Source organism: Citrobacter sp. R-1.5.2 (assembly GCF_035064245.1).
Taxonomy (GTDB): domain Bacteria; phylum Pseudomonadota; class Gammaproteobacteria; order Enterobacterales; family Enterobacteriaceae; genus Citrobacter.
Genome location: NZ_JASEYC010000001.1, coordinates 474665 through 501151 on the forward strand (window position 1 = coordinate 474665; position 26487 = coordinate 501151).

Consider the following 26487-nt stretch of genomic DNA (forward strand, 5'->3'; position numbering starts at 1 on the left):
ATGGTGTTATACTGTGCAGGTTCTGAACACAAGCGAGGATGATATGTCTACCCAATTAGACCCGGCCCAACTGGCAATAGAATTTTTACGTCGTGATAAAACCGATCTTTCACCGGCTCAGTACCTGAAAAGACTGAAACAATTAGAGCTGGAGTTTGCCGATTTATTAACGCTCTCTTCGACTGAACTGAAAGAAGAGATCTATTTTGCCTGGCGCTTGGGCGTTCATTGATTCCGGTATGCCTGTCGTAATAAAAACCCCGACACATGTGTTCGGGGTTATTTTTTGTCTTAAACCTTGTTTACCACTTCATCTCACCGGTATTCACTTTCGCACTCAGTTCCAGAGAGCTTTCGTCTGCAAGGCCAGGCCATGCTGTGGTCATTGTTTTTATCACGTAGGCTGAACCTTTTTTCGCGCCCAGCGCCTGTTCAAACGACTGAAGGTAATCCTGGGTGAAGCGAATTGCGTTATCACCCGCCGGGCGTTCGCCAATATAATGACCTGGAACCACCTGGGCAGGATGTAATTGCTGCATTTCGCTCAGCACGTTACGCCATGCCATGCGCTCAGCCGATGACTGCGTATCCGCTGTCCAGACGTGAATACCTGAAGCGATACCGGTTCCGCCAATGATGGCGCGGTTCGCGGGGATCCAGACATATGCCGCATAGTCATTAGGATGGCGTAACTCCAGCGTTTCGCCATCAACCGTAAAGCGTGTTTGCGTGATGGCCTGCGGTACAGTGAGCGAAGTGGGGGCACCGTCTTTCATCTGTGGGCCCCAGAACTGTAATTTGGCTTCTTTGGTGGCACGGATATGATCCACCACGTGCGGCGTAGCCAGCACGTTGACACCTGGGAAGGCTTTGACGAGTGGCTCAAGGCCAAAATAGAAATCCGGATCGCCAGACGTGATCACAATGGCTTTCAGCGTCTTACCGCTGGAGCGAATCATTTGCACCAGTTTTTCACCGTCTTTGGTGCTGAATTGGGCATCAAACAAAATGGCTTCTTTCGGGCCGGACACCAGCGTAGAAGAGACCGGGAAAATAGCCTTTTCCTGCGGATTATAGACATCCAGCTGTAGCGGAGCGGCAAATGCCGAAGAGGCAAACAGGGGTAACAGCATAGCCAGTGTATTGATTTTCATAACGGGGAACCTTGTGCAGGACATTGTCTTTTGATCGTTCCTGTATTTTAAGGAAATTCGGATCTGTTAGAATTCCCTTATCAGGACATGCTGAGTTTCATAAAACGATCGGATGGGATGCAATGGACAGAGTCATGGCGGCAACCGTTTTTAACCACATCTGTGATTTAGGCAGTTTGAGTGCCGCCGCGCGTGCGCTGGGGCTTTCCCGACCGATGGTCAGTCGCTATCTGGATGAGATGGAAAAGTGGACCGGGGCGCGGCTTATCCATCGTTCGTCACGACGGTTGACAATCACACCTGCCGGCGAAGAAGCGTTGGTGAAAACCCGCACCCTGGCACAGCTTTCGCGAGATATCGGTGCCGCCGGGCTCGCGCAAACCCCATCGGGCACGCTACGGGTAGCGTGTGCACATTTTACTGCCATACATATTCTGGCGCCGGTGCTGCCCGCGTTTCTTGCTCGCTATCCTGAACTCCGCATTGAAGTTGAGATCAACAATCAACCGGTAAGCCTGGTTGGGGAACGTATTGATGTGGCGATCCGCATCACGGAAAATCCCGAGCCCGGAACGATTGCCCGGCGCTTAGGGGATTGTGAATCGGTGTTATGTGCCTCCGTGGATTACCTTAACCAGCATGGCATCCCAAAAACCGTCGACGATCTTGCGCAGCATAATTGCCTTTATTACAGTGGATTTGCCGGAAAGTCATGGCACTTTCTGGATGCGCAAGGGCAAGCCGTCACGGTGGCCATTAAAGGGAATTTAAGCGCCGGTATCTCGTCACTGCTATGTGAATCCGCCCTGGCGGGGATGGGGATTGCGTTGGTTCCTGAGCAGGAGGCGAGAGAAGGGCTGGCGCAGGGGAGATTAATACGACTTCTCCCCCAACTACAGCCTAAACGCCTGCCGATTTATGGTTTATATCTTTCCCGCGATCACCAGCCTGCGGGGTTGCGGCTGTTGCTGGACGAACTGAATGAGACACAGCGCTAACTATGTGATTGAGCGTGTTTATAAAATAGTCAAAGCGCAATTTGTGTTAAAAAAAATTTATCAGTGTATGAGATTATTCTGATCGCCCCTTCAAGAGCTAAGCCATTGTGAGTGCCGGAGATAAGCGCCGGATGGGGCCGGAACCCTTAAGTCTGCCAGCATGCAGACTTAAGGGTTTTTTATGGCCCACATGCGTTTTGAACCGCATTGTTCCCCCGTAGTCATCCCCACCTATCCCTTAAATAGACATTATCTATACATCTTTTAGCATTTGACCTGCCGGAACGATTACATATTCATAATCTATTATTAATCAATGTATTGAACAAAAAAATCCATCCCTGTTAACCCTCGCCGCAGGGTCTATGCTTAATAAAAGTCGTCAAAAAGGGCGGTTAACCCGAATGCCCCTGCTGTTGAGGGGTTGAAGTGATAATCATTATCACTAACATGGTGTTATAGCTTGAAAGCTAATGACTCGAGGTAACCCTATGGAATTGCATTCAGGAACATTTAATCCCAACGATTTTGCGTGGCGCGGGCTGACGTTAACGCCAGCGGCAGCGGCGCATATCCGTGAACTGGTGGCAAGGCAACCCGATATGTTGGGCGTGCGGTTAGGCGTGAAACAAACCGGATGCGCGGGATTCGGCTATGTGCTGGACACCGTCAAGCAACCTGAGAAAGACGATCTGCTATTTGAAACCGAGGGCGCCAGACTTTATGTCCCGTTACAGGCGATGCCGTTTATCGATGGAACTGAAGTCGATTTCGTTCGCGAAGGATTAAATCAGTTATTTAAATTTCATAACCCGAAAGCCCAGAACGAATGTGGCTGTGGCGAAAGCTTTGGGGTATAGGCGGTACTATGTCTCGTAACACTGAAGCAACTGACGATGTCAACACCTGGGCTGGCGGGCACCTCAATTACAAAGAGGGGTTCTTTACCCAACTCAAAACCGATGAATTGGCCAAAGGGATCAACGAAGAGGTTGTGCGGGCAATTTCGGCAAAACGAAATGAACCTGATTGGATGCTGGAATTCCGTCTGAATGCGTTTAACGCGTGGCTGACGATGGAAGAACCACACTGGCTAAAAGCGCACTATGACAAACTGAACTACCAGGACTATAGCTATTACTCTGCACCTTCTTGCGGTAACTGTGATGAAACCTGCGCCTCTGAGCCGGGAGCGGTTCAGCAAACGGGCGCGAATGCGTTTTTAAGCAAAGAGGTTGAAGACGCGTTCGAGCAGCTTGGCGTGCCGGTCCGTGAAGGCAAAGAAGTGGCGGTGGATGCCATTTTCGATTCGGTGTCAGTCGCGACGACCTACCGCGATAAGCTGGCGGAACAGGGTATTATTTTCTGCTCGTTCGGCGAGGCCATTCACGATCATCCTGAACTGGTAAAAAAATACCTCGGTACCGTCGTCCCGGGGAATGACAATTTCTTTGCCGCGCTGAATGCGGCGGTGGCATCGGACGGCACGTTTATTTATGTGCCGAAAGGCGTGCGCTGCCCGATGGAGCTGTCGACCTATTTCCGTATTAACGCGGAGAAAACCGGGCAGTTCGAACGCACTATTCTGGTGGCGGATGAAGGGAGTTACGTCAGCTATATCGAAGGTTGTTCGGCTCCGGTACGTGACAGTTACCAGCTGCATGCGGCAGTGGTTGAAGTGATCATCCATAAAGATGCTGAGGTGAAGTATTCAACGGTACAAAACTGGTTCCCCGGCGATGGCAATACCGGCGGCATCCTGAATTTCGTGACCAAACGTGCGCTGTGTGAAGGTGAAAACAGCAAAATGTCATGGACGCAGTCAGAGACCGGTTCAGCCATTACCTGGAAATACCCGAGCTGCATTCTGCGCGGTGATAATTCGATCGGCGAATTCTACTCCGTTGCGCTGACCAGCGGGCATCAGCAGGCTGATACTGGCACTAAAATGATTCACATCGGCAAGAACACGAAATCGACCATTATCTCGAAAGGAATTTCTGCCGGACATAGCCAGAACAGCTATCGTGGCTTAGTGAAAATTATGCCTACCGCCACTAACGCCCGTAACTACACCCAATGTGACTCAATGTTGATTGGTGCGGACTGTGGGGCGCATACCTTCCCGTATGTTGAGTGCCGTAACAACAGCGCTCAGCTTGAACACGAAGCGACGACCTCGCGCATTGGTGAAGACCAACTGTTCTACTGCCTGCAACGTGGCATCAGTGAAGAAGATGCTATTTCAATGATCGTCAATGGCTTCTGTAAAGACGTGTTCTCTGAGCTGCCGCTGGAATTTGCTGTGGAAGCGCAAAAACTTCTCGCCATAAGTCTTGAACACAGCGTCGGCTAAAATTTAAGGAAAGCACATGTTAAGCATTAAAGATTTACAGGTCAGTGTGGAAGAGAAGGCGATCCTGCGTGGGCTGAGTCTTGAGATTCGCCCCGGGGAAGTACACGCCATTATGGGGCCGAACGGTTCCGGGAAAAGCACGTTGTCTGCGACACTCGCCGGACGAGAAGATTATGAAGTCACGGGCGGGACGGTTGAATTTAACGGTAAGAACTTGCTGGAACTGTCACCGGAAGACCGGGCTGGTGAAGGTATCTTTATGGCGTTTCAGTATCCGGTAGAGATCCCCGGCGTCAGCAATCAGTTTTTCCTGCAAACGGCACTGAATGCGGTGCGCAGCTACCGTGGCGAAGAGTCGCTGGACAGGTTTGACTTCCAGGACCTGATGGAAGAGAAAATTGCATTGCTGAAGATGCCGGCAGATTTGCTCACCCGTTCGGTGAACGTGGGTTTCTCCGGTGGTGAGAAAAAACGTAATGACATTCTGCAAATGGCGGTGCTGGAACCCCAGCTGTGCATCCTTGATGAGTCTGACTCTGGTCTGGATATCGATGCGCTGAAAATCGTGGCAGATGGCGTGAACGCATTGCGTGACGGAAAGCGTTCGTTTGTTATTGTCACCCACTACCAGCGAATCCTCGACTATATCAAACCCGATTACGTCCACGTTCTCTACCAGGGGCGCATTGTGAAGTCCGGTGATTTTACGCTGGTTAAACAACTGGAGGAGCAAGGGTATGGCTGGCTTAGTGAACAGCAGTAACGTGCTCCAGCAGTGGCACCATCTGTTTGAAGCGCAGGGTGAGCGTCGTTCACAGCATGCGCAACAACACCTGCAACAGATGTTGCGGCTGGGGTTGCCGACGCGTAAACATGAGGACTGGAAATATACGCCGCTGGAAGGGTTAACCAACAGCCAGTTTGTCAGCCGTTTTTCTGCAATAACGTCAGCACAGTGCGACGCGCTGAGCTGCGCTATTGATGCCCTACGTCTGGTGTTTGTTGACGGTCAGTACTGCGAGGCGCTTAGCGACAGCATTGACGGCAGCGGCTTTGACATTACCGTTGATGATGCGCGTCAGGCGCTCCCTGCGGCTATCCAGCCAGAGGTGTTTCTGCATCTGACCGAAAGCCTCTCACGCAGCGTCACGCGCATTCAGGTCAAACGACATCAACGTCCAGCGAAACCGCTACTGTTGATGCACATCACCCAGGGGCTGGCGGGTGATGAAGTGAATACCGCGCACTATCGCCACCATCTTGAACTGGCTGAAGGCGCAGAAGCTACCGTCATTGAGCACTATGTTAGCCTGAATGCGCATCGACATTTTACCGGCGCACGCTTAACGATGAACGTGGCGGCAAATGCCCATTTGCACCATATCAAACTGGCGTTTGAGAATCCGGTTAGCCACCATTTCGCGCATAACGATATCCAGTTAGGGGCAGATGCGACGGCGATGAGTTACAGCTTCTTACTCGGTGGTGCGGTATTACGCCATAACACCAGTACCCAGCTTAATGGAGAGAACAGCACGCTGCGCCTTAACAGCCTGGCGATGCCGGTGAAAAATGAAGTTTGCGATACCCGAACCTGGCTTGAACACAATAAGGGGTATTGCAACAGCCGCCAGTTACATAAAACGATTGTCAGCGATAAAGGCCGGGCGGTGTTTAATGGCCTGATTAACGTGGCGCAGCATGCCATTAAAACTGACGGTCAGATGACGAACAATAATTTACTGCTCGGTAAACTGGCAGAAGTGGACACCAAGCCGCAACTGGAAATCTACGCTGATGACGTGAAATGCAGCCACGGGGCGACGGTAGGGCGGATCGACGATGAACAGATGTTCTATCTGCGTTCGCGTGGGATTGGCCAGCAGGATGCACAACAGATGATTCTCTACGCGTTTGCCGCTGAGCTGACGGAAGCCCTGAGCGATGAAACGCTGAAACAACAGGTACTGGCGCGGATAGCCCAACGTCTGCCGGGAGGCGTAGCATGACATTTCCCATTGAAAAAGTACGGGCGGACTTTCCGGTCCTGACGCGCGAGGTCAACGGCTTACCGCTGGCTTACCTCGACAGTGCTGCCAGTGCGCAAAAGCCCAACCAGGTGATTGATGCTGAGGCTGAGTTTTATCGGCATGGCTATGCGGCAGTCCATCGGGGTATTCATACGCTCAGTGCCCAGGCGACGGAAAAAATGGAGAATGTACGCAAGCTGGCGTCATTGTTTATTAACGCACGTTCTGCCGAAGAACTGGTGTTTGTCCGCGGCACGACGGAGGGCATCAACCTGGTGGCGAACAGCTGGGGCAGTAGCAATGTCCGGGCGGGTGATAACATCATCATCAGTGAAATGGAACACCACGCCAATATTGTCCCCTGGCAGATGCTGTGCGCCCGTGTAGGTGCGGAACTGCGTGTTATCCCACTGAATGCCGACGGGACGTTGCAACTGGAAATGTTGCCGACGCTGTTTGATGACCGTACGCAACTGCTGGCCATTACCCACGTATCGAATGTCCTGGGCACGGAAAACCCGCTGCCGGAGATGATTGAGCTGGCGCACCAGTATGGCGCAAAAGTGCTGGTAGATGGCGCGCAGGCGGTCATGCACCACCCAGTGGACGTGCAGGCACTGGATTGTGACTTTTATGTCTTCTCCGGACATAAGCTGTATGGACCCACCGGCATTGGCGTGCTGTATGCCAGGGAATCGCTGCTGCAGGAAATGCCGCCGTGGGAAGGCGGTGGCTCGATGATAGCAACCGTCAGTCTGAGTCAGGGAACGACGTGGGCCAAAGCCCCCTGGCGTTTTGAAGCCGGAACGCCGAACACCGGAGGGATTATCGGTCTGGGAGCGGCCATTGAATATGTTAGCGCGCTGGGGCTGACTGAAATCAGTGAATATGAGCAGTTCATGATGCGTTATGCGCTGGAGCAACTGGCGGAGGTACCTCATCTGACGCTCTACGGCCCGGAAAATCGTTTAGGCGTGATCGCCTTTAACCTGGGCAAACATCACGCGTATGACGTTGGTAGCTTTCTTGATAACTATGGAATTGCCGTGCGTACAGGGCATCACTGCGCGATGCCGTTGATGGCTTATTATCACGTTCCCGCGATGTGCCGGGCTTCCATTGCCATGTATAACACCCATGAAGAAGTGGATCGCCTGGTGACGGGACTCAAGCGTATTCATCACTTGTTGGGATAACAGGGAGGCATTATGGCTGCGCTACCGGATAAAGAAAAACTGTTGCGTAATTTTCTGCGTTGCGCTAATTGGGAAGAGAAATACCTGTACATCATTGAACTGGGTCAGCGGCTGCCGGAATTAAATGCCGACGATCGCTGCCCGGAAAATAGCATTCAGGGATGTCAAAGTCAGGTATGGATTGTTATGCGGCAGAATGCTGAAGGTATTATTGAATTGCAGGGCGACAGTGATGCGGCAATTGTGAAAGGACTTATCGCCGTCGTCTTCATTTTGTATGACCGGATGACGGCTCAGGATATTGTGAATTTTGATGTGCGTCCGTGGTTCGAAAAAATGGCGCTCGCACAGCATCTCACACCTTCACGTTCACAGGGACTGGAAGCGATGATACGGGCGATCCGCACCAAAGCCGCAACTCTTAGCTAAACTGATAAAACACGTCATCTTTCAGGCTGACTGGAATGATTCCGTGAAAGGCACCGCAATGACTCGTAGGCCGGATCGGACGCTTGCCGTCATCCGGCAGTAACGCCAGGGGGGTGAGTGAGTATGAAACGCGCGTCTATTATTACGTTAATGCTGATCGGCGCTTACAGCGCTATACAGGCCGCTTGGGCGGTCGATTATCCGTTGCCTGCGGCGAATAGCCGTCTTGTTGGGCAAAATCAAACCTACACCGTGCAGGAAGGCGATAAGAATCTCCAGGCGATAGCCCGGCGTTTTGACACCGCTGCAATGCTTATCCTTGAAGCAAATAACACTATAGCCCCCGTACCCAAGCCTGGAACCCTGATTACCATTCCCTCGCAATTATTGCTACCGGATGTACCACGCGAAGGGATTATTGTGAATCTGGCGGAACTGCGTTTGTATTACTTCCCGCCGGGAGAAAATATTGTTCAGGTATTCCCCATTGGCATTGGTTTGCAGGGGCTGGAAACACCGGTGATGGAAACCCGTGTTGGGCAGAAAATACCCAATCCGACCTGGACGCCTACACCGGGCATCCGTAAGCGCTCTCTGGAGCGCGGCATAACATTACCGCCGGTAGTACCTGCGGGGCCAAATAACCCGTTAGGACGCTTTGCATTGCGTCTGGCGCATGGAAATGGTGAATATCTTATCCATGGGACCAGTGCTCCTGACAGTGTTGGCCTGCGCGTAAGCTCTGGCTGTATCCGTATGAACGCGCCGGATATCAAAGCGTTGTTCGAGCAGGTGCGACCAGGTACGCCTGTCAGAGTAATCAACGAGCCGATAAAGTACTCCATTGAGCCAAATGGTATGCGCTATGTTGAGGTGCACAGGCCGTTGTCACCGGAAGAGGAACAAAACGTTCAGACCATGCCCTATGTATTACCGGTAGGTTTTAATCAGTTCAAAGAGAATAAGGCTGTCGATAACAGTCTGGTTGAGAGAGCACTGTATCGTCGTGCGGGTTATCCCGTGACCGTTAGTGCCGGGCAGACACCTGTCGTTGCCAATGGACCAGAAGTGAAATCAGCGCAGAACGGTGCGCCAGGGGAGGATGCGCAGATGCGCACAACGCAGTAACAGGGAAGAAAATAACGGGCAAAAAAAATGGCGCACAATGTGCGCCATTTTTATTACACAGATACTATTACTTGCGGTATTTAGTAGCTGCGTTGTCCAGACGCTGGTTAGCGCGAGCTGCGTCATCTTTAGCAGCCTGAACGTCGGAACGCATTGCGTTCACGTCGTTGCTCAGCTGGTCAACTTTAGCGTTCAGAGTCTGAACGTCAGAAGACAGCTGATCGATTTTAGCGTTGCTGGAGCAACCTGCCAGCAGAGTAGAACCCAGGATTACCGCGCCCAGTACCAGTTTAGTACGATTCATTATTAATACCCTCTAGATTGAGTTAATCTCCATGTAGCGTTACAAGTATTACACAAAGTTTTTTATGTTGAGAATATTTTTTTGATGGGAATGCACTTATTTTTGATCGTTCGCTCAAAGAAGCATCGAATTGTGCAAAAACAGCTAAAAACCCGAGAGAAAACAGAAAGCTTCCATCGGATTCATCTTAGATAATCTCGGATTAGATAGTGAAATCCGATTTGATTTTTTATTAATCGTGGCTATCAAGAAAATAAAAAAAGCGCCGCAAGGGCGCTTTTTAAGCAAATTAATTCGCGATGGAATTATTACAGCACGTGAACAGATGCCGTATTGGTCGTGCCGCTCGGAACCAGTGCGCCGGAAACCATAACAACGACGTCACCTTTCTGTGCCAGACCGCTTTCCAGCGCCACTTCTTTGCCCAGACGGTAGAAATCATCAGTAGAGGTGATTTCTTTAACAACCTGTGCAACGACACCTTTGCTCAACACCAGCTGGCGAGCGGTAGTTTCGTTGGTGGTCAGCGCCAGGATGGTTGCATCCGGGAAGTATTTACGCACAGCACGTGCAGATTTACCGCCCTGGGTTGCCACGACGATCAGCGGAGCATCCAGTTTTTCTGCAGTTTCAACAGCACCACGGCACACCGCTTCAGTGATGCGCAGTTTACGGCTGTCATTATTGAAGTCCAGGCGGCTGGTCATCACACGGTCGGTACGTTCGCAGATGGTGGCCATGATGGTCACAGCTTCCAGCGGGTATTTACCTTTCGCGGATTCACCAGACAGCATAACGGCATCGGTACCATCGAGGATGGCGTTCGCAACGTCGCCGGCTTCAGCGCGGGTCGGACGTGGGTTTTTGATCATGGAATCCAGCATCTGGGTCGCAGTGATAACGACCTTACGTGCACGGATACATTTCTCGATGATCATCTTCTGCGCGAAGATAACTTCTTCAACCGGGATCTCAACGCCCATGTCGCCACGAGCAACCATGATGCCGTCGGACGCTTCGAGGATTTCGTCGAAGTTGTTCAGGCCTTCCTGGTTTTCAATCTTGGAGATGATCTGGATGTTTTCGCCGCCGTGTGCTTTCAGGTGCTCACGGATTTCAACGACGTCAGAACGTTTACGGATAAAGGAGGCCGCAACGAAGTCAACGCCTTGCTCACAACCGAAGATCAGGTCCTGTTTGTCTTTTTCAGCCAGTGCTGGCAGGGCAATGGAAACGCCTGGCAGGTTAACGCCTTTGTTTTCACCCAGATCGCCGTTGTTCAGCACTTTACAGATAACTTTGTTACCTTCAATAGCGGTAACTTCCATGCCAATCAGGCCATCATCAACCAGTACGGTGTTGCCGACAGACAGGTCTTTTGTGAAGCCTTCGTAGGTAACAGCAACGATTTCGTTGTTGCCCACAACAGATTTATCGGTAGTGAACGTGAAGGTCTGGCCCGCTTTCAGAGAAACGTCGTTGCCGCCTTCCAGCTTAATGGTACGGATTTCCGGACCTTTGGTATCGAGCAGAATCGCGGCTTTTTTACCGGTTTTGCTCATGACGTTGCGCAAATTCTTGATGCGCTGACCGTGTTCTGCGTAATCACCGTGGGAGAAGTTCAGACGCATGACGTTCATGCCCGCGTCCAGCATTTTGGATAACATCTCTTCGGATTCGGTTTTCGGACCGATGGTGCAAACAATTTTCGTCTTTTTCATGACAGTCTTAGTCTTTAAGTTGAGAAGGATATGGAAATCTGGCTTCCATCGCGCACGGATGGAAAGCTAAACCTGAGTTACGAAAGTTGTGATGCCTCGCTCTAAGAATAGGTGACATCGATAAAGCGTGCAGAGGAATGTGTGCTTGCGTTTCAGCCCAACGGGATGGTGAGTTTTGTAGTCGTTGAGTTTTACAGGTCAATGTGCTGAAACCATTCAAGAGACAATTGGCGCGCATTATACGCTGAAAATTATCAAAAAGGAAAATGGAAACAGCGTTTCAAAAGAGTTCTGTGCAGTTTAACAAAGAATCTGCATTAAATTGTTTCAGGTTGGTTAACAAAACACCGCCCAACGTCAGGCGGTGTTGCGCAACAAGAAAAAATAACCTGTTGCAAACTCAGTATTCAGACGACTTAGTCGAGCAGCTTTCGCCCCTCAAGATCGATATTGATGTCCTGCTTATGCGCTTTCCGATACCACAGAATCGCCAGACCGATGACAGACCAGATGCCCCCCAGCGTCAGCGCGTGAATGTTCATATTCATACAGACATAACCGATGACGACCATGCCCAGCACAGGAGAGATCACGTGAGGGAAAAGGCGACGATGTTCTTTCATCTTTACGTTGTAGAGCACAAAGACACACAGGTTTACCACAAAGAAGGCGAAAAGCGCGCCGAAGTTAACAAGGGTGGATATGGATTCAATTTTCCCGGAAAACAGGTAGCTAAGAAAGAGTGTCACAGCCCCGGTGAACAGAATGGCATAGTCAGGTGTTTTTCTTTTATTGTGTACGTGCGCCAGGAATGTGGGCAACATTTTGTCGCGCCCCATAGAGAACAGAACGCGGGATACGGCGGTTTGTGCCGTAATGATATTGCCGACCGCGCAAACGAACGCCACGATGATAGAAAATGCGACTTTAAGCCAGATACCGCCAACATCACCTGCAATCGTGAAGAAGGCTTCGTTTGTTTCAGTGCCGTCGGCAAAGCTGTCTATTTTGCCGGTGGCGAATGCGGCAAACGTCACCACAATAATAAACAGCACGGTGGCCAGGATCAGGGCGAGAAGAGTTGCCTTACTGACCGCTTTTCCGCCGCCTTCGCTTTCTTCGCTTAAGGTACTGATGGCATCAAACCCGAGGAAGTTGAGTGCCGCAACAGAGATAGCGGTAGCAATTAAGCCAGGCGTAAACCACTGAGAGTCAAAAAAGGGTTTGAAAGAGAATGACACATGGCTGCTATCGAGCATCAGCAGACGCAAAATCAGCACCACAAAAATGGCCAGAATACCGAGTTGAATAAAGACCAGCAGCTTGTCGAATTTAGCCGTTTGTTGTATTCCCAAATAGTTTATGCCCGTTCCGATGGCCACATAAATTAACGGCCACACCCAAATCGGTATTTGCGGAAGTATGGCATGAACAGCAACACCGCCCAGCACGGCAACCAGCGTAGGGAATAACAGATAATCCAGCAGCAAAATCCAACCGGTGAGAAAACCCACCGCGGGGTTGATGCACACGCCCGCATAGGTATAAGCCGACCCGGAGGAGGAGATGTGCTTTGACAATGTTGAATAGCTGTGGGCGGTAAAAAACATCGCGATAGCGCCAATAATATACACCAGCGCGACCATGCCATGAGATAAATTATAGACGACACCATAGAGAGAAACCGGCGCGATCGGAACCATAAATACCAGCCCGTACAGCACCAAATCTGTAAGAGATAACTTTTTGATTTTACTCATAGTAAACACCTCAATTCGTGTTAATCAAGGGCGCGTAAAAACGCACGGACCGCAGTGAGGCAAGGCCCGGTATTTTCTTCATGCGGGTTATGGCTGCTGTCAGGAATCGTGACGCCCCGACAATGGGTTATATGGGTAATAAGCGGTTGAACGACCTGCGATGTCGCCTGATCGTGCTCGCCATGAAGGACTAATCCAGGGCATTGAATCTTGTGCAATGAATCGGTGATATCCCACTGTGCCAGCGTGCCATTGACCGCCAGCTCATTGGCGCCCCACAAAATGTGGTAAGCCGTGGGGTCGGCGGCGAATTGCGCATTAGCACGCTGAATATGCAGCGGTTCTTGCTGCAGGGAATAAACATGCCTGGCGTAATAGGCAATAAGCTGCTCAGGCGGATGCTGATAGATTTTTGCCTGCATAATGACATCGTCTGGCATTGTATCCGCGCCAGCCGTGAGTTCTTTAAACAGTCGCAGGACTTCACTTTGCCAAAGTGGGATGCTGGCAGGAGAGCTAGCGTATATCACACCACCTAATCCTTCCGGCTGCGTGCAGGCATGCTCTGCTGCCAGCATGCCTCCCCAGGAGTGTCCGAGTAATGAATATCGCTGGCCAATATTCAGATGGCAGATTAATTGCTGGAGTTGCTGAAGATAGCGTTCTATTGTCCAGAATGAGGCCTCCGCCAGCGGGAAATGCGTGGAACGACCGCAGCCATATTGATCGTAAAATACCACCATGCGTCCATCATCAGACAGCTGGTGATAATTTAAAAGATAATCAAAACCGCCTGATGGGCCGCCGTGTAAAATAATTAATGGCATTAATGAAGATGCCGGATCACCGTAGATACGATAGCTGGTTAATATGCCATTGTAAAACATTTCACCATATTTGTAGTGACTTTGCATATTTTTAACCGATACAGAGAGAAAAGGGCAGGTGATTCAATAATCACCTGCAGACAGACACTTATTTTTTAATTGATTGCAGAACGTTACACCAAAATGGCGTGTAATGTTCCCATTGCATAAATTGTGGACTACCCCAGTGCGGCGCACAATCACTGGCAAAACAACCGACTTTCCCTTTATTGTATTCACCGAGAACTAATAGCGGGTCGTCATTTATTTTGACCAGCGTTGTCGCGTTTACTTTGGCGTGCAGTTTGTTATAACCGAGTAAGGGGGGCCACTGCGTCAGATCTTGCGTAATGACATGTTGCTCATCAGTGTTGATTGGGCTGCATCCTTCTGGAATTTCAACGCGATCGTCATAGTCCAGCATTTCGACAGGCAAAACGTCGGCCAGCAAGGTGTTTTTATAATTCGCTTTAGCTTCAATGCCGGTGAAGGACAGATATCCGCCAATCATTAACAGACCGCCGCCATTGGAGACATATTCTTTAATCAGCGCTAACGCATTTGGGATGATATTCATCTGATAAAAGGTTTTGTTTTGCAACAAAAAGGTATTGCTGCCAATATCACTAATCACGATCGCGTCGTATACGTCGAGTTCCGCTACGGTTTGCGGAAAACGAGTTTGTACAATATGCGCTGGCATATAGTCGATAGTAATATTCTGCTGGCGCAGACAGGATAAGAGATAGTCAGCACCTTCTTCGTATTTACTGGATGTGAAGCTGTCATATCCCTTAGAATGAATCATATGAATATGCCATGACTCACCGATAAATAAAATTTTCATACTGATATCCTATTATTTGATATTAACAATTTCATGCGATTGAGTGCGCATTCGGTGCAGTACCTGCTCATGTTGCGGCATGCTCGATGCGCCTTCTTGTTCTACTGCCAGTGAAGCAAAGGCAGAGGCATACTGAATGGCTGACACAAGGTCTGATTTCCGGGCAAGTGAGGTGGCCAGTGCGCCATTAAATGCGTCACCCGCGCCTGCGGCATCCTTGACGACGGCACTCCAGGCGGGGATAAACAACGTTCGGTGATGTTCGCACAGCAATGATCCTTGCGCGCCAAGAGTGATAATGACCTTCTTAACGCCTGACTGCAGAATGATATTCCCTGCTTTTTTGGCATCATCAATACCGGTAATGGTAATACCTGACAAAAATGAAGCCTCGGTTTCATTAGGTGTCAGGATATCGATGGAAGATAATAAATGGTGGATATTTTTAGTATAGGGTGCTGGATTAAGAATGATAGTTTTGTTTTCTAATTTACCCAGGCGCACGAACTCTTCAATAGCATCGATATTCGTCTCCAGTTGCATCAGCAGGACATCGGCTTCAGAGATATAACCCTGCTGTTCATTAATTTCTTGTTTGCTCAGCGTCATATTAGCGCCGGGATAGATGGCGATGATATTATCACCATCCTCCGCTGAAACATAAATGAGTGCACTCCCGGTGGGGGCATCATCGGTTTGATAGGCACAATAAGAGTTGATGCCCGATTGAATAATATGATTGAGCGCGAAAGCGCTGAACTGATCTTTGCCAACTTTAAAAATAAAATGGACATCAGCACCCGCATTATTTGCGGCCAGAGCCTGGTTGGCACCTTTTCCTCCCGGATAAAAACCGAACTGGCTTGCGAGGATAGATTCACCGCTCTGAGGCAGCCACGGCACAGTGGCGGATACGTCAATATTAAATGAACCTAAAATACAAACTTTGCCCGACATTTTAGCCCCTTCTTTGTTTAAGCGAATATCTTTGTTTGCCGGAGTTGCTATAGTGCCGGAGATATCTATTTTATTTTCAGTAATAAGTTTGCTTAATGCCTGACGATTAACAATACCACCACCGTAACAACGCACCAGCATTCCTGTTTTCTGAAAATAATAAAGATCTGAACGAATAGTCTCCTGGCTCACATTAAAAAGAACGGCAAGTTTACTTACGCTTACGCTATGATCTTTGATCAACAAGTTAAGAATAGTGGCGCGCCTTTCTTCTTTAAACATTAAAGCCTCCGTGTATTTCGTTGAATTGTATTTAGAGTAATGTTGACATGTGGTGAAATGAATCACAGATCATGCTGTAAACCGGAAGCAAAACCAAATTATCACGCAGGGTAAAAAGACATTTTCATTTTATTAGTTCTTATATGCTTACACTTGTGGGGCTATAGTTTGTGATGATTGTCATATCTCAGTGATGCAATTTTTGAACGCTTCTTATAAAGGTGTTGGCTTTCTCGATTCAGTTTTAAATAACCACGGTTTGGTCAGTTAAAAATCAGTGAGTAAATATTTCAGAAGAATTTTTCATGCTGTCAGCCCACTCGGATGTGGAAGTGAACGCGGACTGAGTCTCTTGTTGCGGTATGGATATTCCTTAAAGTTATATCAAATTCGTTTTAATTCATTTTAAAACACCATCTCGCTGATTACACTCATTTGGACATCCATACTGCTAAACAGCTAAAGGCACTAGCAGGATAACAATAAGCAGCAGCGGATACCCAAACGATATGATTGTCCTGAAAAATATTTCGAAAGTGTTTACGCCAGGCAGGCTTTCCATTACCGCTGTCGATGATGTCAACCTGACGGTTGAGCAGGGGCAGATTTACGGGATCATTGGCTACAGTGGTGCAGGGAAGAGTACCTTGATTCGCCTGCTGAATGGTCTTGAGAAACCCTCGTCCGGCAGCGTGACCATTAACGGTCACGCTATTTCCGCCGCCCGCGGGGAATCGTTGCGTCAGGCACGGCTGAAAATCAGCATGGTGTTTCAGCACTTTAATTTACTGTGGTCACGCACCGTCAGTGAAAATATCGCTTTCTCTATGCAAATTGCCGGTGCGCCGAAAGCGATGATTAAGGCGAGAGTGGCCGAGCTGATTACCCTTGTCGGTCTGAGCGGTCGCGAAAATGCGTATCCATCGCAGCTCAGCGGCGGCCAAAAGCAGCGCGTAGGGATCGCCCGCGCGCTGGCGAATAATCCTGATGTACTGCTCTGTGACGAGGCCACATCAGCGTTGGATCCGCAAACCACCGATCAGATTCTGGAGTTACTGCTCGATATTAACCGTCGCTTCAAATTAACCATTGTGTTGATCACCCACGAGATGCATGTGGTGCGCAAAATCTGCGATCGCGTCGCGGTGATGGAAAACGGCAGGGTAGTTGAAGAGGGCGATGTACTTACTGTCTTTACCCATCCACAGCAGCCAATTACCCGACAGTTTGTCCGGCAGGTGAGCCAATACACCGAAGAGGATGAGTTTAATCCGCAACTGGCAAGCGAACTGGGCGGTGTCGTGATCAAGTTAACTTTTACCGGGCAGCGCACTCACCGACCGGTGGTTGGAGAACTAACCCTGCGCTATGGCCTGCCGTTTAACATTTTGCACGGCAAGATGACGCAAACCGCGCATGGCGTGTTCGGGCAACTTTGGGTGCACGTTGTGGCTAGCGAAGAACAACTCAGCAATATTCTGGCCGACCTGCGCCACAGCGACATTGAAGGCGAGGTGATTCAACATGCCTGAAGATCTGTTTCCCCATCTGAAGTGGGACCAACTGCTGGCAGCGACCCAGGAAACGCTCTACATGACGGCGCTTTCTGGCGCGGCAACGTTTGTCCTTGGGATTGCACTCGGGATGGCGCTGTTCCTGACCGCGCGCGGTGGACTATTCCAGAACCGCGCCTTGTATAGCGCGATCTCGCTGGTGGTCAATATTTTCCGCTCGATCCCGTTCATCATTCTGATCGTGTTGTTAATACCTTTTACCAAAACGATTGTTGGCACCATTCTCGGTGCAAATGCCGCGTTGCCCGCGTTGATTGTGGGTGCTGCACCTTTTTACGCACGCCTGGTCGAAATCGCCCTGCGTGAAGTAGATAAAGGCGTTATTGAAGCGACGCGCTCGATGGGCGCACGTCTGACGACGCTTGTATTTCGGGTTTTACTACCGGAATCCTCACCCGCTCTGGTGTCCGGGATCACCGTGACGCTGATTGCCCTGGTTAGCTACAGCGCGATGGCGGGGGTGATTGGTGCCGGTGGTTTAGGGAACCTGGCTTATCTGGAAGGATTCCAGCGCAACCACAGCGACGTCACGCTGGTGGCGACGGTCACGATTCTGCTCATCGTCTTCATCATTCAGCTTTGCGGCGATGTGATCACCTCTCTGTTAGATAAACGCTAATAAAATACGGAAACCATCATCATGAAAAAATCACTGACATTACTCGCAGCAGCAACCTTAAGCGCCCTGAGCTTTGCTTCCTGGGCTGATACGCTGGCCGTTGGCGCGTCAAACGTACCCCATGCGGAGATCCTTGAGCAGGCCAAGCCGATTCTGGCGAAGCAAGGGATAGACCTGGAGATTAAACCATTCCAGGACTACATTCTGCCGAACACAGCCCTGGCGGGTCGTGAGATTGATGCAAACTATTTCCAGCATATCCCGTACCTGAATAGCGTGATTAAAGATCATGCTGGCGACAAATCCTATGATTTCGTTAGCGCAGGGGCGATTCATATTGAGCCGATTGGTATCTATTCGAAAAAGGTGAAGTCACTGAAGGATCTGCCGGAAGGTGGCAAGGTGATCATGCGTGATGCGGTATCTGAAGAAGGTCGTATTCTGTCGATTTTTGAAAAAGAGGGCGTGATCAAGCTGAAGCCGGGTGTGGATAAAGTGACGGCGCGCATTAGCGACATCGTAGAGAACCCGAAAAAGCTGAAGTTCTTACCTAACGTTGAAGCAGCGCTGTTACCGCAAATGTATAACAATGAAGAAGGGGATGCGGTCGTGATTAACGCCAACTACGCAATCGACGCCGGGCTGGATCCGGTGAAAGATCCGATTGCCGTAGAAAGCGGTGAAAACAACCCGTATGCCAATATCATTACCGTTCATCGCGGTGATGAGAAGAAAAAGGATATCGTGGCACTAGTTGATGTGCTGCACTCAAAAGAGATCCAGGACTGGATCCGCACCAAATATAAAGGCGCGGTTATCCCGGTAAATAACTGATCCGTTTATGCCGTACCCGGCCTACGATGTGCTGTAGGCCGGATAAAACGCGTTAGCGTTGCCATCCGGCACCCGAGTTACACTCGTTCAAGCTTCGCTGGCAACCCCTGGCGCACTGCGGCTCCTGAAACCCAATCCAGCCAGGTGTTGGCCACTTTTCGTGTCGGATCCGCAAAACCCAGATCGTTGATATTGATTCCCGACTTTATCTTTTTATCAAACGGCATCGGCTCACCGTCGAGCGTATGCTGCGCAGCGCCCATCTCTTTATGCCCATAGCCATGCTCAATCGCGATTACCCCTGGCATCACGCCATGCAGTAAGCTGATTTGCGCGTCAACCTGCCCGCCCGGCGTGGTGATGCGAACGGTATCGCCGTGAGATAAACCATAGCGCTTGCCGTCCTGCGGGTTAAGCGCCACCAGATTGACTGGCTTAAGATGATGCAGCCTGGGGATCACGGCCGACGCGCTGGACATGGTATTCGATTTAAATGAAATCAACTTCAGCGGCCATTCCTGCTCAGGGAATAGTTCCTCCACTGAACGTCCGTCAGAGAGTCGCGAAGGATACCAGGCCGGACAGCCGCTGTAGCGTTCACCGGTAATCGCATGACGGTGTGCAGCGACATCCGCATTCCAGATTTGCAGCGGTTTTTCCCACGCATTGCCGACGCGGTTATCGACCCGACCACTGTTGTCTGGCGCAAAACGGCCACCGCGCGAATAGATAAACGCTACGCGACTCACCTCATCGGCTTTTAACGTTTGGGTCATTACCGGCAAGATTCGTTGCACCCCGGTGAGCGCGATATCCTCTTCCCGAGCCTCTGCCACCGGCGCTTTGCCCATAAAGGCAATGTTGGCGGCAAGGCGCAGATAATAATCTTCGGCGCGGTTGAGCGGATACACGTTGCCCTGTGGATCGGAAATGGCATTGTCGCCAAAGCCGGGGAGACCAATGCGCTTTGCCACCGCGATGCAGAAAGCCTCCATCGAGATGGGTTGACCGTCAGCGGTCTGACGGGTAGCAGGCCTGACCACAGGCCAGCGGGCGGTGGTGGCTTTACTGGCGACACCGGCCCACGGGGCGCTGAATCCCCAGCTTTCGAAGTTATGCGTGTCCGGTACGATGTAATCCGCAAGCGCGGTTGTTTCGTTCATGAACGCATCAATCGCGATAAACAACGGCAAACGCGCAGGGTCTTTTAGCTTTTCTTCTGCTACACCGCGTAAGCCCGCAATCCCATAAAACGGGTTGGTCATGTTGGAGATCCAGGCCTTTAGCGGATACGGATAACCTTCCAAGGCAGAAACCAGTAATTCGGTAAGCTGGCCTGCGACAAATGGATACCAGGGCGCTTTGGCCGGGAAGGGCGATTGCCCGGTGGCGACTTTGTTGCGGTACTCGTCGGAAGACTCATAGGCTGTCTTGCTGCGGGCAATGCTCAGACCTTTAGGTTTCACCTTCCCGGCAAAACTGTCCATATTGTAGCGCGGGCCGTCAGTTGCACCGTTGAACTTACCGCCGCCGACGAACACGCCGCCTTCGAGGCTCAGGTTCCCGATCAACGCATTAAGCATCATCACCGACCAGGCATTATAAAAACCGTTACCCGCCATCATCCCGCCGTGGGTGATCACTGCTGCTTTTCGTCCGTGACGGGTGAAAGCATCGGCCAGCGCGCCAATGTCTGCCTCAGAAACACCACACTGCTGGCTGTATTGCGCCATTGACAGTTTCTCAGCGGACTCTTTCAGACACTGGAAGCCACTTTTTACCGTGACAGTTTGCCCCCCGGCCAGCGTGACTTCACGGGAGATGAACAGTTGGGCACGTTGGCAACTGCTGGCGGCGACAATCTCTCCGGCTTCGTTAATGACGGTGGGTTCGTTGGCGGCGTCTGCGCGTAAATGCGCCAGCGTTAAATGCTGACCGGCGAGCGTTGGAATTTCATCGGTAATGACCAGATGGGTAGCGTTGGTCCAGCTTTTTTCCCCGGCCTGCTTCATAGCCTGTATGTCAGGAATCGCCAGGTAATCAGCGTTATAGCGCTGCTTTTCGATTATCCAACGGATCATCCCCATCGCCAGTGCGGAGTCCGTCCCTGGACGTACGGGCTGCCAGTGCCCACGATCGTCGGCAAGCACTGTCGTTAGGGGGAGGGCTGGTGCAACCACAATATAGCGGAAGTCATCACGTAAACGGGCACTGGCAAGCTGGCGAGCCTGGCGCTTAAACGGGTTGCCGGATTGTGCTGGAGATGTCCCCATAAACAACGCAAATTCGACATTATCCCAGTCGGGTTTCACGTGGGTATTTTTATCCAGATCGCCCATCAAAGCGCCAGACCCGGCACGATAGGCCAGACCACAGTACGCGCCATGTGCGCCGAAGTTTTTGCTGCCGAAACTGTTCAGGGCAAAGCGGCGCAAAAATGTATCACGTCCTTCATCACTGGTATTGGTGACCAGTAGCTGATTGGATTTTGGGCCGAAACCGGGGTGTCGGGCATCAATCGGCGTATCGGGATCGTGGATCGCGCGCAGACCGTCAACGTGGCCTTCGCCGAACAGATCGCCGCCTTCCACCACTTCTTTGATCAGTTGCTCAAAGCTGATGCGCTGCCATTTGCCTTCTCCACGTTTACCCACGCGTTTCATTGGCTCCAGAATACGCAGTGGGCTGTACAGGCCTTCAAGTAACGTTGCACCGCGAGCGCAGGCGGTGGAGCGGGCATCGAGGCCGGTTTCGCCCGCCAGTTGTTCCATCGCGGCGGCAAAGGGAACAGAGGAGTCAATGTGGTGTTCGTGAGATAGTGGATGGTACGGGTTGCCCGCAATACGCAACACTTTGCCTTGTTCGTTATCAACACGGACACGCACGCCACATTGCGTCCAGCAGCCGAAACACTGCGTCATAGAGATCACCTGCTGCGGGTTCTGTTGCCAGCGCGGTTGGGCATGTGCTTCGGGGATGAGTGCATTACCAAAGATACGATCGCGGGTTATTTTTCCTGATGTTCCATCAAGCAAACCATCAATCGCGCGCTTCGCCACGTCCCGATAACTCAGGCCGAAGGTCACCATGCCCCCGACAGCAAGACCGACTTTTAGCCACTGACGACGAGTTAAATTAGCCATGTTGCATTCTCCTTGCGATCGCGTTCAGGGCTTCACGAACCATAATGATCAGTGCGACCCACAGGCCAAAAGTGCCAAGAATAGCCAGCCAGCCATCAGTGCCACCGGGCAGGGTATAGGGGTTAAACTGGGCGTTAAATTTCGGTACGGTCTGTACCTGAATGAGCAATGTCCAGCGCATCAGCCAGCACAATGCCATTGCGCTTATTGCCAGCAACATACGTAATGGCAGTGATAACGGATGGCGTAACACCAGGGCGCAAAGACCCAGTGAGGTAACCCAAAGTGCAATCCAGCCGATGGCGTAATGCCGCGCAGAAGCCGCCACATCCAGCCACTGGCGAATCGCTGACCCCGATAGCGTGTTGCCACTTGCCCACATCACCACCACGATAGCCAGCGCGCACAGCGTGACTATCTGTCCCCATGCCAGTTTGCGCGGTAATGTTGTCCCTGCGTTTTTCACCGTGGCGATAAGCAGGGCAAGGAACGTTTGCAGGGCACTGAGGAACATCGCTACCGGGAAGGCGTAGCTGAACCAGATCGGACGCGCCTCGACAATAGAGACCTCGCGACCGGTATAGACCAATAGTCCTATGGCCGACAGTGCACTTCCCACGGCCAACCATTTAGTGACACTGTAACTTTTGGCGGTTAATCGCTTAACGTGTTGTGCTATAAACCACAGTCCTAAAAACCCGGTAAACAGCGGTAAAAATAGCGCCCCCCACGGCATCCATGACCACGGTGTCGGGTAGACATAGAAATGCCAGACGCGTGCCGTCTGGTGTAAATCAGCCGTCAGTGCCAACGGTGCGGTAATCGCGCAGGTCAGGGCTACCAGCAGCGTGAGGTTTTCTAACTCGGGCCTCTCCTTTTTGCGCCAGTGGAGCACGCAGGCAAACAGTGCCGCGCAGGCGGCAATGCCGATAAAAAAGAAATATTGCACAGCCCAGGGTAACCAGCTTACGTCCTGTGGATGCGTCAGAACCTCTTCGATAATCAGGGTAGGGTTCATTTAAACCTCCTGCCAGAGCGCGGGCTGGGCGCGCCCCATTAATGGTGTCACAAAGGCCTCATCCAGGCCCAGATAGAACACGTGCGGCGAGGTGCCACTTTCCGGTTTCAGGACCTTGATGGCGTCATGATGTTGCTGCAGCATTTGAGAAATCCGGCTGTGTGGATCTTTGATATCACCGATGATGCGCGCGCCGCCAACGCACGACTCGACGCAGGCCGGGAGCAGGCCCGCTTCCAGTCGATGAACGCAAAAAGTGCATTTATCGGCGGTTTGCGTTTCATGGTTGATAAACCGTGCATCGTATGGGCAGGCCTGCACACAGTAGGCGCAGCCAACACAGCGTGTGTTGTCGACAACCACAATGCCATCTTCGCGCTGGAAGGTAGCCTGCACCGGGCACACCGGCACGCAAGGGGGGTTATCACAATGGTTGCACAGGCGCGGCAGCAGGACGTTGGTGACGTTTTGCTGACCTTCAAGTTGCACCTGATACTGATTCACGTTGGTACGAAACTCACCTTGCGGCGTCTGGTTTTCAATCGCGCAACTCACGGTGCAGGCCTGGCAGCCGATACACCGACGCAGATCGACCAGCATGCCGTAGCGATGCTGGGGCGATCCTTCATGTCGTTCAGGCGAAAAGGGAAACTGGGCCTGTGCCAGGGGAACCAGTGATGCGCCAGCGGTCAGGACGCCCAGTTGCTGGAGAAACTGCCGTTTACTGCTGTCCATATTTTCTCCCGTCACGATGCAACAACGAAACATTGGTCACGCCGTTGATTTGCGTGTGATGAATAAAGAATCTCAATGATTTACAGTGTAAAAATCGTGGCGGGGGCAGCTCTATTGTGGTTAACCACATACCCGGCTTGTTGTTGATCTAAAACAACATAATTGACAGGGATAATTCAGTGGGATGTAACGTCTTTCGCTGTCTGACGCTATTGGCCTCCGTGTGGATGCTCGGCAGCGTGGCATGGGCAGGTTCGTGGAATGTAGGTGTTTTGGCGATGCGTGGAGAGGTCTCTACACGTACCCACTGGCAACCGCTGGAAACCCTGTTAAATCAACAAATCCCGGGCGAACAGTTTCATATTCAACCGCTGGATCTGCAGCAGATGCAGGAGGCGGTTAACCGTGGAACCGTCCAGTTTGTGGTCACCAATCCTGCGCAATTCGTGCAGCTCAACAGCCATGCAGCGCTTCGCTGGCTGGCATCATTACGCTCTACGCGTGGCGGAAAGGCAACCAGCAACGTGATTGGCAGTGCTGTCCTCGTCAGGCGTGACAGTGGGATTGTGAATGCACACGATCTGATTGGTAAAACGGTAGGTGCTATTGATGCTCAGGCATTTGGCGGTTATTTGCTGGGATACAAAGCACTCAGCGATGCCGGTTTGCGCCCTGAGCGTGATTTACGTCTGACGTTTACCGGCTTTCCTGCTGATGCTTTGCTGTATTTATTACGTGAAAAAGCGGTTCAGGCGGTGATTGTGCCCGTGTGTCTGCTGGAAAAAATGGATGAAGAAGGGCTAATCCGCAAAGCGGACTTTAGGCCCGTGATTACCTATCCAACGTCAATTCCTTGCGTAACCAGCACGCCGCTCTATCCTGACTGGTCGTTTGCTGCCTTGCCCGCGGTCAGTGATGAACTCGCCGATCGCGTGACGCGGGTACTGTTTAACGCGCCACAAAACGCCGTCTTTCGTTGGGGAGCGCCGGCCTCGACCCGCGAAGTAGAAGCTTTACTGCGCGATGTCCGTCAACACCCACAGCAGCGCCAACTCTGGCTGGATGTCAAAAGTTGGTTTATTCAACATCGTCTGGCCATGGGGGCAGCGGGTATCGTCCTGTTGTTGCTGACGCTCAATTACATCTGGGTCATGCTGTTGGTCCGCCGGCGCGGAAGACTGCTTGAGCGTAATAATGTGCTGTTGCGCAAACAGGAACAGGCGCTGGAAACCGCGCGTCAAATGAGTGTGCTGGGCGAGATGACGTCCGGATTCGCTCATGAACTTAACCAACCGCTTTCGGCTATCCGCCACTATGCACAGGGCTGTCTAATTCGTCTGCGTGGCCAGGATCAGCAGCATCCGTTGTTACCCGCCCTTGAACAGATTGACGCGCAGGCGCAGCGGGGCGCCGATACGCTACGCAATTTACGTCAGTGGGTCAGTCAGGCGCAGGGAAATCCGGTGATGACCGACGACTGGGAGCCTATTAACGTTCATGATGCGATCCATCATGTCTGGCAGTTGTTACGCATGGCACAGCAATTCCCGACGGTAATGTTACAAACGCAGGTCGACAATTCGCTCACGGTTACACTGCCGACCGTTTTGCTGGAGCAGGTTCTGGCTAATCTGGTACTAAACGCGGCTCAGGCGGGGGCAAAAACGGTGTGGTTCTCCGCGTACAGTGAGGAGCATGGTGTGCGCATTCTGGTGCAGGATAATGCCGGAGGGATCGACGATGCGCAGTTATACCAGGCATTCCAGCCCTTTATGACCACCCGCAAGGAAGGGATGGGACTCGGGCTGGCCATTTGTCAGCGACTGGTTCGCTATGCAAATGGCGACATCAGCATCAAAAATCACCCAGCGCCTGACGGCCTGGCGGGGGCAGTGGTGACATTACATTTTAAGCAAACACAGGAAGGAGGGCCTCGTGGCAATAATTCATCTGTTGGATGACGATATAGCGGTGACTCAGGCCTGTGCATTTTTACTGGAAAGTATGGGGTACGAGGTTCGTTGCTGGGAGCAGGGCGAAACGTTTTTGGCTCAGGCCGATCTGCACCAGGTCGGCGTATTGCTGCTGGATATGCGCATGCCGGTACTGGATGGGCATGCCGTGCATGAAGCAATGCGTCAGCGCGAGAGCACCCTGGCGGTGGTATTTCTTACCGGACATGGTGATGTGCCCATGGCGGTTGAACAAATGAAGCGCGGAGCCGTCGATTTCTTACAGAAGCCGGTTTCAGCCGCGCCGCTACAGGCTGCGCTGGAAAATGCTTTGCAGACCTCGGCAGCGGCTTTTTCGCGACAGAAAATTGTTGCTTGCTATCAGCAACTTACACCGAAGGAACGAGAACTGGCGAATCTGGTTGCAAAGGGATTGATAAATCGGGAAATAGCCGATGCCATGAATATTGCCGTTCGCACGGTTGAAGTGCATCGGGCGCGGGTGATGGAAAAAATGCAGGCCGGAAGCCTTGCCGAGCTGGTAAATCGGCTTCAGCGGATCCAGTAAAATTGTGACATTTATT

At 51.4% G+C, this 26487-nt stretch carries 25 protein-coding genes; 14 read left to right on the forward strand and 11 right to left on the reverse strand.

All coding sequences use genetic code 11. From position 1 onward, the window contains the following. The first annotated feature begins 43 nt into the window (after window positions 1-43). Window positions 44-232, forward strand: a complete 189-nt coding sequence (locus QMN38_RS02285; protein WP_005120249.1) for a YdiH family protein — start codon at window positions 44-46, stop codon at window positions 230-232. A 70-nt stretch (window positions 233-302) separates the two neighbouring features. Here QMN38_RS02285 and QMN38_RS02290 read toward each other — a convergent pair whose 3' ends face one another. Continuing rightward, window positions 303-1154: a Vmh family MBL fold metallo-hydrolase gene (locus QMN38_RS02290; RefSeq protein WP_323604392.1), complete on the reverse strand. Its 852-nt coding sequence runs from the start codon at window positions 1152-1154 to the stop codon at window positions 303-305. Between the two features lie 122 nt (window positions 1155-1276). Here QMN38_RS02290 and QMN38_RS02295 point away from each other — a divergent pair, with 122 nt between their 5' ends. From QMN38_RS02295 to ldtE, 8 genes are all read left to right on the forward strand, one after another. Beyond that, window positions 1277-2152, forward strand: coding sequence for a LysR family transcriptional regulator (locus tag QMN38_RS02295; protein WP_271449072.1), 876 nt, complete (start codon window positions 1277-1279; stop codon window positions 2150-2152). A 491-nt stretch (window positions 2153-2643) separates the two neighbouring features. Next, on the forward strand, window positions 2644-3012 hold the full coding sequence (gene sufA / locus QMN38_RS02300) for a Fe-S cluster assembly scaffold SufA (RefSeq protein WP_005120243.1): 369 nt from the start codon (window positions 2644-2646) through the stop codon (window positions 3010-3012). An 8-nt stretch (window positions 3013-3020) separates the two neighbouring features. After that, window positions 3021-4508: a Fe-S cluster assembly protein SufB gene (gene sufB / locus QMN38_RS02305; RefSeq protein WP_061067803.1), complete on the forward strand. Its 1488-nt coding sequence runs from the start codon at window positions 3021-3023 to the stop codon at window positions 4506-4508. 16 nt (window positions 4509-4524) lie between these two features. Then, window positions 4525-5271: a Fe-S cluster assembly ATPase SufC gene (sufC, locus tag QMN38_RS02310; protein ID WP_286630411.1), complete on the forward strand. Its 747-nt coding sequence runs from the start codon at window positions 4525-4527 to the stop codon at window positions 5269-5271. Continuing rightward, window positions 5246-6517, forward strand: coding sequence for a Fe-S cluster assembly protein SufD (gene sufD, locus QMN38_RS02315; RefSeq protein ID WP_323604393.1), 1272 nt, complete (start codon window positions 5246-5248; stop codon window positions 6515-6517). The genes sufC and sufD overlap by 26 nt, the downstream gene beginning before the upstream one ends. Beyond that, the gene (gene sufS / locus QMN38_RS02320) at window positions 6514-7734 is read left to right on the forward strand and encodes a cysteine desulfurase SufS (protein WP_323604394.1); all 1221 of its coding nucleotides are present in this window, start codon (window positions 6514-6516) and stop codon (window positions 7732-7734) included. Before sufD ends, sufS begins: the two co-directional genes overlap by 4 nt. Window positions 7735-7746: 12 nt before the next feature. Then, window positions 7747-8163, forward strand: a complete 417-nt coding sequence (sufE, locus tag QMN38_RS02325; protein WP_271440786.1) for a cysteine desulfuration protein SufE — start codon at window positions 7747-7749, stop codon at window positions 8161-8163. A 123-nt stretch (window positions 8164-8286) separates the two neighbouring features. Then, window positions 8287-9291, forward strand: a complete 1005-nt coding sequence (gene ldtE, locus QMN38_RS02330) for a L,D-transpeptidase LdtE (RefSeq protein WP_323604581.1) — start codon at window positions 8287-8289, stop codon at window positions 9289-9291. 67 nt (window positions 9292-9358) lie between these two features. Here ldtE and lpp read toward each other — a convergent pair whose 3' ends face one another. The 7 genes from lpp to QMN38_RS02365 all read right to left on the reverse strand — a co-directional run bounded on the left by lpp (window position 9359) and on the right by QMN38_RS02365 (window position 16028). After that, window positions 9359-9595: a murein lipoprotein Lpp gene (gene lpp, locus QMN38_RS02335; RefSeq protein ID WP_003029373.1), complete on the reverse strand. Its 237-nt coding sequence runs from the start codon at window positions 9593-9595 to the stop codon at window positions 9359-9361. Window positions 9596-9903: 308 nt separating this feature from the next. Next, window positions 9904-11316: a pyruvate kinase PykF gene (pykF, locus tag QMN38_RS02340; protein ID WP_137383325.1), complete on the reverse strand. Its 1413-nt coding sequence runs from the start codon at window positions 11314-11316 to the stop codon at window positions 9904-9906. Window positions 11317-11323: 7 nt separating this feature from the next. Continuing rightward, window positions 11324-11518 (reverse strand): protein YnhH, encoded by a 195-nt coding sequence (gene ynhH, locus QMN38_RS02345; RefSeq protein ID WP_245163452.1) that lies wholly within the window; start codon window positions 11516-11518, stop codon window positions 11324-11326. A gap of 214 nt (window positions 11519-11732) precedes the next feature. Continuing rightward, window positions 11733-13076, reverse strand: coding sequence for an APC family permease (locus tag QMN38_RS02350; protein WP_271440787.1), 1344 nt, complete (start codon window positions 13074-13076; stop codon window positions 11733-11735). A gap of 20 nt (window positions 13077-13096) precedes the next feature. After that, complete coding sequence (locus tag QMN38_RS02355) at window positions 13097-13990, reverse strand: proline iminopeptidase-family hydrolase (RefSeq protein WP_323604395.1); 894 nt, start codon at window positions 13988-13990, stop codon at window positions 13097-13099. 61 nt (window positions 13991-14051) lie between these two features. After that, window positions 14052-14789, reverse strand: a complete 738-nt coding sequence (locus QMN38_RS02360; RefSeq protein WP_271440789.1) for a glutamine amidotransferase — start codon at window positions 14787-14789, stop codon at window positions 14052-14054. A 12-nt stretch (window positions 14790-14801) separates the two neighbouring features. Then, window positions 14802-16028, reverse strand: coding sequence for a PfkB family carbohydrate kinase (locus QMN38_RS02365; protein ID WP_323604396.1), 1227 nt, complete (start codon window positions 16026-16028; stop codon window positions 14802-14804). 509 nt (window positions 16029-16537) lie between these two features. Here QMN38_RS02365 and QMN38_RS02370 point away from each other — a divergent pair. The 3 genes from QMN38_RS02370 to QMN38_RS02380 are packed head-to-tail and all read left to right on the forward strand — an operon-like array spanning window position 16538 to window position 19055. Beyond that, window positions 16538-17560 carry a methionine ABC transporter ATP-binding protein gene (locus QMN38_RS02370; protein WP_323604397.1) on the forward strand — a complete coding sequence of 341 codons (1023 nt, stop codon included), beginning with the start codon at window positions 16538-16540 and terminating at the stop codon, window positions 17558-17560. Next, window positions 17553-18221, forward strand: coding sequence for a methionine ABC transporter permease (locus tag QMN38_RS02375; RefSeq protein WP_271440792.1), 669 nt, complete (start codon window positions 17553-17555; stop codon window positions 18219-18221). The genes QMN38_RS02370 and QMN38_RS02375 overlap by 8 nt, the downstream gene beginning before the upstream one ends. A gap of 21 nt (window positions 18222-18242) precedes the next feature. Further along, entirely contained in the window at window positions 18243-19055 is an 813-nt protein-coding gene (locus QMN38_RS02380; protein ID WP_323604398.1) for a MetQ/NlpA family ABC transporter substrate-binding protein, read from the forward strand. A 77-nt stretch (window positions 19056-19132) separates the two neighbouring features. Here QMN38_RS02380 and ttrA read toward each other — a convergent pair whose 3' ends face one another. The 3 genes from ttrA to ttrB are packed head-to-tail and all read right to left on the reverse strand — an operon-like array spanning window position 19133 to window position 23951. Beyond that, window positions 19133-22198: a tetrathionate reductase subunit TtrA gene (gene ttrA, locus QMN38_RS02385; protein WP_323604399.1), complete on the reverse strand. Its 3066-nt coding sequence runs from the start codon at window positions 22196-22198 to the stop codon at window positions 19133-19135. Next, entirely contained in the window at window positions 22191-23216 is a 1026-nt protein-coding gene (gene ttrC / locus QMN38_RS02390) for a tetrathionate reductase subunit TtrC (protein WP_323604400.1), read from the reverse strand. Before ttrC ends, ttrA begins: the two co-directional genes overlap by 8 nt. Next, a complete protein-coding gene (ttrB, locus tag QMN38_RS02395; protein WP_323604401.1) occupies window positions 23217-23951 on the reverse strand; it encodes a tetrathionate reductase subunit TtrB in 735 nt (244 codons plus the stop codon). A 227-nt stretch (window positions 23952-24178) separates the two neighbouring features. Between ttrB and ttrS the strand changes: the two genes are divergently transcribed. Next, window positions 24179-25912, forward strand: coding sequence for a tetrathionate respiration histidine kinase TtrS (gene ttrS, locus QMN38_RS02400; protein ID WP_323604582.1), 1734 nt, complete (start codon window positions 24179-24181; stop codon window positions 25910-25912). After that, window positions 25887-26471, forward strand: a complete 585-nt coding sequence (ttrR, locus tag QMN38_RS02405; RefSeq protein ID WP_323604402.1) for a tetrathionate respiration response regulator TtrR — start codon at window positions 25887-25889, stop codon at window positions 26469-26471. The genes ttrS and ttrR overlap by 26 nt, the downstream gene beginning before the upstream one ends. Window positions 26472-26487 lie beyond the last annotated feature (16 nt).